Source organism: Corallococcus sp. CA041A, assembly GCF_003612075.1.
Lineage (GTDB): Bacteria > Myxococcota > Myxococcia > Myxococcales > Myxococcaceae > Corallococcus > Corallococcus exiguus.
The window spans coordinates 1-9,501 of sequence record NZ_RAWF01000335.1; the positions used below are offsets into that span (position 1 = coordinate 1).

General features: G+C 66.4%; 9 protein-coding genes. 8 read left to right on the forward strand and 1 reads right to left on the reverse strand.

The genetic code is table 11. The features are described 5' to 3' along the window. Positions 1-123 precede the first annotated feature (123 nt). Positions 124-1,788 (reverse strand): alpha-amylase family protein, encoded by a 1,665-nt coding sequence (locus D7V77_RS37395; RefSeq protein WP_120581024.1) that lies wholly within the window; start codon positions 1,786-1,788, stop codon positions 124-126. 158 nt (positions 1,789-1,946) lie between these two features. Between D7V77_RS37395 and D7V77_RS37400 the strand changes: the two genes are divergently transcribed. From D7V77_RS37400 to D7V77_RS44420, 8 genes are all read left to right on the forward strand, one after another. After that, complete coding sequence (locus tag D7V77_RS37400; RefSeq protein WP_120581025.1) at positions 1,947-2,909, forward strand: TIGR03885 family FMN-dependent LLM class oxidoreductase; 963 nt, start codon at positions 1,947-1,949, stop codon at positions 2,907-2,909. A gap of 24 nt (positions 2,910-2,933) precedes the next feature. Next, the gene (locus D7V77_RS37405; protein WP_120581032.1) at positions 2,934-4,037 is read left to right on the forward strand and encodes a winged helix DNA-binding domain-containing protein; all 1,104 of its coding nucleotides are present in this window, start codon (positions 2,934-2,936) and stop codon (positions 4,035-4,037) included. 206 nt (positions 4,038-4,243) lie between these two features. Then, positions 4,244-4,645 carry an arsenate reductase ArsC gene (locus tag D7V77_RS37415; protein ID WP_120581027.1) on the forward strand — a complete coding sequence of 134 codons (402 nt, stop codon included), beginning with the start codon at positions 4,244-4,246 and terminating at the stop codon, positions 4,643-4,645. A 370-nt stretch (positions 4,646-5,015) separates the two neighbouring features. Continuing rightward, positions 5,016-5,936 carry a DUF6310 domain-containing protein gene (locus D7V77_RS37425; RefSeq protein WP_120581029.1) on the forward strand — a complete coding sequence of 307 codons (921 nt, stop codon included), beginning with the start codon at positions 5,016-5,018 and terminating at the stop codon, positions 5,934-5,936. Between the two features lies 1 nt (position 5,937). Next, positions 5,938-6,693: a DUF5953 family protein gene (locus D7V77_RS37430; protein ID WP_120581030.1), complete on the forward strand. Its 756-nt coding sequence runs from the start codon at positions 5,938-5,940 to the stop codon at positions 6,691-6,693. A 1-nt stretch (position 6,694) separates the two neighbouring features. Beyond that, on the forward strand, positions 6,695-7,264 hold the full coding sequence (locus D7V77_RS37435) for a hypothetical protein (RefSeq protein ID WP_346728392.1): 570 nt from the start codon (positions 6,695-6,697) through the stop codon (positions 7,262-7,264). Then, on the forward strand, positions 7,254-8,876 hold the full coding sequence (locus D7V77_RS37440; RefSeq protein ID WP_120581031.1) for a Tox-REase-5 domain-containing protein: 1,623 nt from the start codon (positions 7,254-7,256) through the stop codon (positions 8,874-8,876). Before D7V77_RS37435 ends, D7V77_RS37440 begins: the two co-directional genes overlap by 11 nt. A 12-nt stretch (positions 8,877-8,888) precedes the next feature. Further along, on the forward strand, positions 8,889-9,501 hold a 613-nt coding region (locus D7V77_RS44420), incomplete at its 3' end, for an Imm52 family immunity protein (protein ID WP_172814215.1).

Consider the following 9,501-nt stretch of genomic DNA (forward strand, 5'->3'; position numbering starts at 1 on the left):
GCTCATGTCGGTGCACTCACCAGGGGTGCTCAGCTCTTCCTTTCCCTGCAAGCTCAACCCTGCCCACGGGGCTGGCGGCCGCTCGGCCTCCAGCACCTTTCTTCAGATAATTAGGGACACCCCCTAGGGCAGCGGCTCCGTGCGGTGCTTGCGCGCGGGGTTCTCCAACCCCACGCGGAACCACCGGTAGCCGTAGCCCTCCAGCGTGAGCCCGTGGCGCTGTCCGTCCACGGGCTCGGAGTGGTCCTCGCTGAGCACGTTGAACAGCGTGCACGGCTCCTCGCCGCCCGGATCCAGCTTCACCGTGCAGGGCCGGGCGGACAGGTTGTGCAGCACCACCATCGCGTTGCCCTTCCATTCGTACCGGATGGCCAGCACGCCCTTGTTGCCCGTGCGCAGCACCTTCCACGCCCCCCACCCCAGCTCCGGGCACTCCTTGCGCGCGCGGATGATGCGCTCGGTCCAGTTGAGCTGTGAGGCCGGGTCGCGGCGCTGCTGCGCCACGCTCACCTGCCGGAAGCCGAACGGCCCCTCCGACACCAGGGGCTTCACCGGCGCCTCCGCCAACGTGAAGCCGCCGTGCGGCTCCGGGCTCCACTGCATGGGCGTGCGCACCGACTGCCGCTCCACGAGTGACAGGTTCTCCCCCATGCCCAGCTCGTCGCCGTACCAGAGCACTGGAGTCCCCGGCAGTGAGAACATCAAACTGTAGGCCACTTCGATGCGGCGGCGGTCGCCGTCCAGCATCGACGCGAACCGGCGGCGCAGGCCCCGGTCATACAGCTGCATGCCCTTGTCCGGCCCCAGCGCCTCGAAGACCTCCAGCCGGTCCTCGTCCGACAGGCGCCCCAGGTCCAGCTCGTCGTGGTTGCGCAGGAAGTTCGCCCACTGCGCCGTGTGCGGCAGCCTTGGGGCTGACTTCAGGGCCTGCACCAGCGGCGTCACGTCCCCTCGCGTGAGCGCCAGGTAGAAGTTCTGGTTCGCCAGGAAGTTGAACACCATCTGCATGCGGTCGTTGTCGCCGAAGAACTCCACCACCTCGTTCATGGTGACGTTGGCCTCCGCGAGCAGGATGGCGTCGCCTTTGCGCCATGAGAGGAATTCGCGCATCTCCTCCAGCAGCTTGTAGGGGTTCTTCACGTCCGGGTTCTTCACGCCCTTCAGCTCGACGAGGAAGGGCACCGCGTCCACCCGGAAGCCGGACACGCCCAGTTCCAGCCAGTACCCCATCACCTTGAGGATCTGCTCGCGCACCTCCGGGTTCGCCACGTTGAGGTCGGGCTGGAAGTCGAAGAAGCGGTGGAAGTACCAGAGGCGTGCCTCCTTGTCGTACGTCCACGTGGAGGGCTGCACGCCCGGGAAGACCATGCCCTTGTTGGCGTCCTTGGGTCGCTTCTTCGACCAGACGTAATAGTCGCGGTAGCGGCTGTCCGGGTCCTTGCGCGCGGCCTGGAACCACGGGTGTTGATCCGACGTGTGGTTCACCACCAGGTCGATGATGACGCGGATGCCGTGCAGCTTCGCCTCGTGGGTGAAGGCCACGAAGTCGCCCAGGTCCCCCAGGCGCGGATCCACGCCGTAGTAGTCGCTGATGTCGTAGCCGTTGTCGCGGTTGGGCGTGGGCTGGAAGGGTAAGAGCCACAGGCAGGTGATGCCCAGGCCCGCCAGGTAGTCCAGCTTGCGGCGCAGGCCCGTGAAGTCCCCCACGCCGTCGCCGTTGCCGTCCATGAACGTCTCGACGTCGAGGCAGTAGACGACCGCGTTCTTGTACCAGAGGTCTTCAATCATCCCCTTCCCTTTAGCCCTCCGTTCCCAGGAGGCATCCGGCGACTCCCGCGCGCCGTGAGGAACCCCACACCCGGGGGCAGGCAGGCTTCGTTCAGCCAACACTCGCGCGAAGGCGGGCCTCGCGGCCGGGCGGATCCGGCTCCAGGGTGGACGCATCCATGCCCCTCATCGGCTTCCACGCGTCGCACGAACAGTTCCCGCCCAGTGAGCTCCTGCGCCTCTGCCAGAAGGCGGAAGGCGCGGGCTTCCAGGCCGCGCTCAACTCCGACCACTTCCACCCGTGGACGGAGGCGCAGGGGCAGAGCGGCTTCGCGTGGGCGTTCATGGGCGCGGCGCTCGCGACCACCGGGCTGTCCTTCGGCTCCGTCACCGCGCCGGGCCAGCGCTACCACCCGGCCATCGTCGCGCAGGCGCTGAGTACCCTGAATGAGATGTATCCCGGCCGTGCGTGGATGGCGCTCGGCAGCGGCCAGTACCTCAACGAGGCCATCACCGGCACGGGCTGGCCCGCGAAGGACCTGCGCAACGCGCGCCTGAAGGAGTGCGTGGACGTCATGCGCGCCCTCTTCCGCGGCGAGACGGTGGCGCACCGGGGGCTCGTCACCGTGGAGGAGGCGAAGCTCTACACGCGCCCCAAGGACATGCCGCTGCTGGTGGGCGCGGCAGTGACGCCGAAGACGGCGGGATGGGTGGCGGGCTGGGCGGACGGCCTCATCACCACCGCGCGTCCGCCGGAAGAGCTGCGCAAGGTGGTGGATGCATTCCGTGAGGGCGGCGGCGAGGGCAAGCCCCTGTTCCTCAAGGTGCAGCTGTCCTACGCGAAGGACGACGAGCTCGCACGTGAAGGGGCGTACAACCAGTGGGCGTCCAACATCTTCACCAACAGCGTCCTCACGGACCTGCGCACGCCCGCGCAGTTCCAGGAGGCCGCGAACGTGGTGCAGCCGCACGACCTGGATGGCCCGCTGCGAGTCTCCAGCAGCCTCCAGCAGCACATGGACTGGCTGGGCGAGGACCTGCGCCTGGGCTTCGACCGGCTGTACCTGCACAACGTCAACCGCGAGCAGGACGGCTTCATCGAGGCGTTCGGCGAGAAGGTGATTCCGGCCCTCACGCGCTGAAAGCCGCTGGGTATGCTCGGGAGCATGCCCACCGAAGTGCTGTCCCGTCAGGCCCTCAACCGCGCCACGCTCGCGCGCCAGTTGCTGCTCACGCGCGAGAAGATGACCGTGCCGCGCGCCATCGAGCACCTGGTGGGGCTCCAGGCGCAGCTCGCGCGCCCGCCGTATCTGGCCCTCTGGTCGCGCCTCCAGGGCTTCCAGCGCGACGCCCTCACGAAGCTGGCGCTCAAGCGGGAGCTGGCGCGCGGCACGATGATGCGCGGCACGCTGCACCTGATGACCGCGAAGGACTACCTGCGCTACCGCGGCCTGTTCCAGCCCCTGCTCAACGCGGCCATGCGCTCCGTGCTGAAGGAGCGCGCCGCTGCGCTGGACCTGCCCGCGCTGCTGGCCACCGCGAAGCCCTTCCTCCAGGAGAAGCCCCGCACCTTCGAGGCGGTGCGCGAGCACCTGATGAAGCACCACGTGGACGGCGACGAGCGGGCCATGGGCTTCGCCGCACGGATGATGCTGCCGCTCGTCCAGGTGCCCGAGGAGGGGCTGGAGTGGGGCTGGCCCGGCAACTCCGGTTTCACGCTGGCGGAGTCGTGGCTGGGCGAGAAGCTCTCCACGGACGACGACGCGTCACCGCTGGTCTTGCGCTACCTGGCCGCCTTCGGCCCCGCCACCGTGGCGGACATGCAGAGCTGGTCCGGCATCAAGCCGCTGAAGGACGCCCTCGAGAAGGTGCGCGGCAAGCTGGTGGAGTTCCGCGACGAGAAGAAGCGCGTCCTCTTTGATTTGCCCAAGGCCCCGCGCCCGCCCGAAGAGACGCCCGCGCCGGTGCGATTCCTGCCGGACTTCGACAACCTCATCCTCTCCCACGCGGACCGCACCCGCGTCGTGCCGGAGGAGCACCGTGCGATGTTGTCCACGAAGAACCTGCGCGTGCTGAACGTGTTCCTGGTCGACGGGCGCACCGCTGGCGTCTGGACCACCGAGCGCACGAAGGGCACCGCGACGTTGGTCTGCAATGCCTTTGACGCGCTGAAGAAGCCCGTCCGCGACGCACTGGTGCAGGAGGGAGAGGACCTGCTGCGCTTCAGTGATCCGGACGCAGCGAAGGTGGCGGTGCGGTTCGCCACCTAGTAGCTGCCGCTGTCACAAGGCCAGCGAACTCAGCAGGATTGCCAGGTGCTGCGAGGGTCAGCGATGGGCGCCGCTTGCCATGCTTCTCGGTCGGCGCGGTCCTCAGCACGTCGGACAGGCAGTAGACTGGCTGCCGGGTTCCATCGTCGCTGCGCCGCTGGCCACGCACACAGCTTCTTCGGGAGCCCACCCGAGGAGTCTGTCCTATGAAGAAGGTCATCTTCGCATGTGTACACAACGCCGGCCGCTCCCAGATGGCGGCTGCGTTCTTCAACGCCATGGCGGACCCGACGCGAGCGCACGCCATTTCCGCCGGTACGCAGCCGGGTGACCGTGTGCATCCCGAAGTTCAGACCGTCATGGCCGAAGTGGGCATCAACCTGTCGGAGGCCAAGCCCCAGCTCCTCACGGAGGATCTTGCCCAGGGCGCACACTGGCTCATCACCATGGGATGCGGGGATGCGTGCCCCTTCGTGCCTGGCTTGAAGCGGGGAGATTGGCCTCTGGAGGACCCTAAGGGTAAATCCCTGGAGCGCGTGCGTGAGATCCGGGACGACGTGCGCTCTCGTGTGGTGGACCTTCTGTCCCGAGAGGAGTGGCGTCGATGACCCTCGCGATACGCGCTGCCCGCCCCGGCGACCTGGTTGCAATCCAGGCCCTTCTTTCTTCGGCGGGACTGCCCCTCCAGGGTGTGACGGAGCACCTTCCGCACTTCCATGTCGTTGTCGCGGAGAAAATGAAGGGTCATTCCGACTTGGTTCGGCGCGTCCTTGCGAAGGCCGATGAGGACAGGCTCCCAACTTTGTTCCTGCTGACCACAACGGCCTCAGACTACTTCCCCCGTTTCGGCTTCGTCCGCATCGACCGGGACATGCTTCCTCCGGAGTTAAACGCCTCCGAAGAGCTACGTGGGGCATGCCCGGCGAGTGTAATCGCGATGCGTCGCTCCACTTCTGTGTCGGTAGGCGGCTCGTAGTCATGCGTTTCCGCGCTTACATCGCACTCCTACTCCTCCTCTCGGCCTGCGCTTCGTCGACACCGCCTCCCAGTGTGCAGGGAACGCGGAGCCCGAGGCTTGCCAACCTTCAGCGAGCAGCAAAACTGCCCTGGACTGACGGGGGACGTTGCGTTGCCCGAGAGGCTTCCCAGCCTTGGCCCGTTCTCATGGAGCAGTGCTATCGAGCCCTCGACCACGACCGGATCGAATTCCATGACACTACGGGACGATGCTCTGTCGCCTCCGCTGGCGCTGGTGCCATGGGAATCGGGCTCTGCGTTCTGGTGGCTCCTGAGATTGTTGTGGGAGCCGTGATCGTTCTTGGCGTGGTGGTGGTCGCCGTCGCCATCAAGGAAGAGCTGGATGCGTATGAACTCCGCCACCTCTACCCCGAAGAAGCTGCGGCATCACGAGGAACGAAAGGGGCATCTCGTGAGGCCGTAGCGAAGCGGAAGCCCAAGCTGGAGCCGGAGCCAGCGGGACAGGACTGGCAGCCCCCAGTGCCGCCTGTGCCCATGGACCGGACGCGCCGAGCCAGCTGCGAGCCCATCCCGGTGAATCACCGTGGTGGCAATGACCCGCACAACAAGTGTGCCGACAAGATTCCGAACAACAGCTTCCCCGGGTGGGATGTGTTCGTGAATGGGAAGAATTTCGACGCGCTGCAACTGGCGACACGCGTGCTTTGGGAGGTCAAGACCGACAGTTTCGATACATTCAGTGACTTCCTCCAGGGCCAGGTGATCAGGGATCAAGTGCCCAAGATGCGGATTGAGCGCGGTCTCGCTCGAGCCTGCGGATTTGACTTCCGAGTCGGTGTGCGCAGCGAAGCGCATAAGGAAGCACTGGAAGAGGCGGCCCCTGATCTCAAGGGCTTTATCGTCGTCATGGACTGGTGCTGAGATGACAGCCAAACGAAAAATCAACCTCATCGTCTACGCGCCTTCACTCGTGAGTGCAGACCACCGCCCCCTCGCCGTGGTTCATGGGATGGAACGTGCATTCCCTGGCCTGCGCCTGGAGTGGAAGGTTTCCGACGACGGACGCCCCATCGCGTTGCCACAACGCGACGCATGGCTCGCAGCGGGGACCAAAGATGGGGGATTCCCTCTCGTGTGCAACGGCAACGAAAACCTTCCCGTGATGATTTCTGGATGGGAGTCACCAGCGGATAGCTCCCCAGGCGGTCAGTCACAATTGGAGGTCCATGCGCAGCTGCCTCCGAACGAGGGAGGGCTCGCGGCGGTGGTTGATGTGCTGGAGGCCGTGGCGGAAAGCGCACGCGCTCACTGGGGACATGCCACGCCGTTCAGGGCCAGCGCGGACATTGCGCGGCAGACGAGGAATCGGCCAGATGACCTGGAGGTGCCCCCTCGCGGCCTACCGGTGATTACGTCCCCTGGAGCCATGAAATCACCAGAGATTCCCCACCGGCTGGGATGGATGAACTACTGGTCAGCCGCTGCCGCACAGGCCATCGGGTTCCCGGATCCTGCTCGCGACACCGAACTGCTTTCACGGGCGCGGCACACATCGTCGGGCGGGTGGGTAGTGCAGTTGACGGATACGCCGCTCGACCTGGACGACCCTGCTCATCTGGAAGCGCTCAAGCGAACCTATGAGCGCTTTCCGGAAATTGGCGGACGTGCGGCGTCTTGAAGTGACGCCGACGCCTTACGCGAAGAGCTGGAGCAGGTCCTCGCGGGTGATGGCGGTGGCACCCGCGTGGGATGTGTCGCTGCGCCTGGAGGCACGCAGGCAGCACGGTGGCTTCCGACAGGGCTTCTTCGGTCCGGACTACGAACTGGTGCGATTCCAAGCAGTGGGCCCTGAGGGTGCGCCACTGGCCTCCTCTCGCTTCCCGGACGGGTACTCGCTCCAGGCGGAGGCGCGGGTGGGATGGGATGCCGTGGGCTATCGCGGGCTGCAACGACACCTGATGGCGTCGCTGAGCGTGGAGGCCTTCTCCTGGGGCCGCCTGGATGCGGACGGGCGCGTGGCGGTGCAGCTCTTGGAACGGAACCTTGAGCTGGCGGTGAAGGGCCTGGGCGTGGGCCTGGGCCAACCCGAGGCTGGCTACCTGGGCGCGGTGGAAGCGCGCTGGCGAATCGCAGCGGGGAAGCTCTACGCGGTGGTCACAGGCGGCACGCTGCTGTTCCCGGAAGATGACGGGACCTTGCGTCCAGGTGCTTTCGCCTCGGCGGGCCTGGGGGTGGACAATGCGCGCTGACGTCCTGCTGGGGTGCGTGGCCCTCTTCTTCACCGGCTGCGCCTCGTTGCCTCCCAGTCCTGGAAGGACGCTGAGCTACACGTCCCGCACGGAGATTGACTCCCCTGGAGTACGAGCGTCGAACGACGAGGCGCCGTCCCCGGCACTGAGCGTCACGCCCCGAGAGGAAGCGCCACGGCTGTACCGCCGCAAGGCCGTGCGCGATGAGATGACGGGAGCGAGCCCCGTTCGTGCGGTGGCCATGGCGGACGTCACCCGCTCCGACGACGTGCTACCGGACGCGTGGGAACAGTTGCTGACGAACGCGGGACTGGAAGCGCGAGACGAACGCACCCTGGGAGACGCTCTGACGCCCACGCAAGCGGCGCGACTGATGGGAGTGCTCCTGGGCAAGCCCGTCACGTTGAGCACCTTCCCGCCTCGCATGGCCGCGGGCTTCATCCTGCGCGAGGTGATGGAGGGAGGCGAAGTCAAACGGAAGGAGCTGTCGCGGCGGGTGGAGCGCTTCTCCCGGGAGCAGATCGCGGTTCTGCGACCTGACGGCTATCTCGCGTGGGCACTCACCGGGCGCACCCAACAGAAGGTGGCAACGGTTGAATGGAAGGACGGCGCCTTCCGAGCCCATGGCTTCGAGCTGGGCCGCTTCTACAGCGGTAAGGGCGGCGTCTTCCGGAACGTGGACGCGCAGCTCCAGTCCTCGGATTGGCGGCCCCTGGCCGAGGTGTACGACGACGCGGACGTCATCAGCCGCACCCTGGATGGAGCCGAGGATGCATTCGTGGAGCTGTACCACGCGCTGGGACAGTTGCTCACGCGTCCCGTGGACAGCATCGCGGGCCTGCGCCACCTGCCAGCGGGCGTGGCGGCGCTCATCGCGGCATCGCCCGCGTACTGGGAGCGATTCCAGTTCATGCCCCGTGGCGAGCAGATCCGTGAAGTGTCGCGGCTGACGACAGGACTGCTCTTCACCGCGGGCGCGGCCTCGGCCACGACGCGGACGCTGAAGGGAATGTCGGTGGGCGTGGAGGCCACGATGCCGGTGCTCTCGCTGTCGGTGGAAGGCGCGCTGGCGCTGGAACGGGTCTCAGTGCCAGCAGGACGCGCGGCGACGGTGCTGAGCGGTGGGCCCGGGGCGGCCATCATCCTCCAGCGCGCGAACACGACTGGCAGTGGCGCGGCTCCGTCCAAGGGGCCCGGGCAGTGGGCGCCCGCAAAGGAGGCGATGTCTCCGCGTGCCCGGCGCTACCAGGAGCAGATCACCGGGCACACGGCGGATGAGGTGTACTGGGTCGGCGGCACGAGTACGAAGGCCGGGGGCGTCAAGTTCGATGGGTTCAGGGATGACGTGCTCCTGGACGCCAAGGGCCCCGGCTACGCTGCGTTCTTCGAGGACAACCTCGATCCCAAGGCTTGGTTCAGCCTTTCGGGCAAGGCCGACGAACTCGTGACCCAAGGACAGCGCCAGGTCGCCATCGTCCGGGGAATGGGCATTCGGATTGAATGGCACGTCGCGGAGAAGCATGCGGCAGACTCCATTCGGAAGTTGCTAGAGAGCAACAGCGTCACGGAGATCATCGTCATCCCCACCTCGGTGCACCCGTTGAACCCTTGAGAGATACACCTCATGACGACCCCCGCTGATTCCGGGACCTATCCAGAGACCTACTATGCAGGTGCCTACTGGGGTCCGCGACGAGAGTCTCCCGAGGCGTGTGCCCAGCGTGCGGCGGCCTTTTTCAACATGCTCGCCGCATGCGATCCCCTGCTGGGGAGCTGGAACAAGATTCCCAAGCCGCGCGGCAAGGGACGCAAGACGCCCCTCATGCCTCCCGACCTACCCACCCTGACAGAAGCGTTCCGGCGTGGTGTCAACCGTGAGCCGGGCGGACCCGCCTTCGAGCAATTGGGGCTGAGGGTCAGCGCATACAACGACGGTCCTCCCAAGGAGATGGTCATCGTCAATATGACCTGCGGGAGCTACGAGCAGAACAGCACCGCCAACGTGTGCGTCCTGTCAATCCCATCGAAAGGGGCGAGCGCGGAGCGAATGCTCACAGCCTCCATGCTGACGAACGTGACGCGCAGCATGGCACTGGCGTGGGAACCCGATTGGGCGGTGGCCATGTCCGAGACGTATCGGGCGATGGATGGTAGGCAGGGCAAGGACGACCCGTGGCTTGGCTGGGTGACGTACCTCGCCCGTGACCGGGGCACCGTGCCCCCCCCTGTCTCTTATA

What these genes read in the sequence shown, in the direction of transcription:
- D7V77_RS37395 (WP_120581024.1), bottom strand. Translation starts at nt 1,788, where the DNA reads ATGATTGAAGACCTCTGGTACAAGAACGCGGTCGTCTACTGCCTCGAC.
- D7V77_RS37400 (WP_120581025.1), top strand. Translation starts at nt 1,947, where the DNA reads ATGCCCCTCATCGGCTTCCACGCGTCGCACGAACAGTTCCCGCCCAGT.
- D7V77_RS37405 (WP_120581032.1), top strand. Translation starts at nt 2,934, where the DNA reads ATGCCCACCGAAGTGCTGTCCCGTCAGGCCCTCAACCGCGCCACGCTC.
- D7V77_RS37415 (WP_120581027.1), top strand. Translation starts at nt 4,244, where the DNA reads ATGAAGAAGGTCATCTTCGCATGTGTACACAACGCCGGCCGCTCCCAG.
- D7V77_RS37425 (WP_120581029.1), top strand. Translation starts at nt 5,016, where the DNA reads ATGCGTTTCCGCGCTTACATCGCACTCCTACTCCTCCTCTCGGCCTGC.
- D7V77_RS37430 (WP_120581030.1), top strand. Translation starts at nt 5,938, where the DNA reads ATGACAGCCAAACGAAAAATCAACCTCATCGTCTACGCGCCTTCACTC.
- D7V77_RS37440 (WP_120581031.1), top strand. Translation starts at nt 7,254, where the DNA reads ATGCGCGCTGACGTCCTGCTGGGGTGCGTGGCCCTCTTCTTCACCGGC.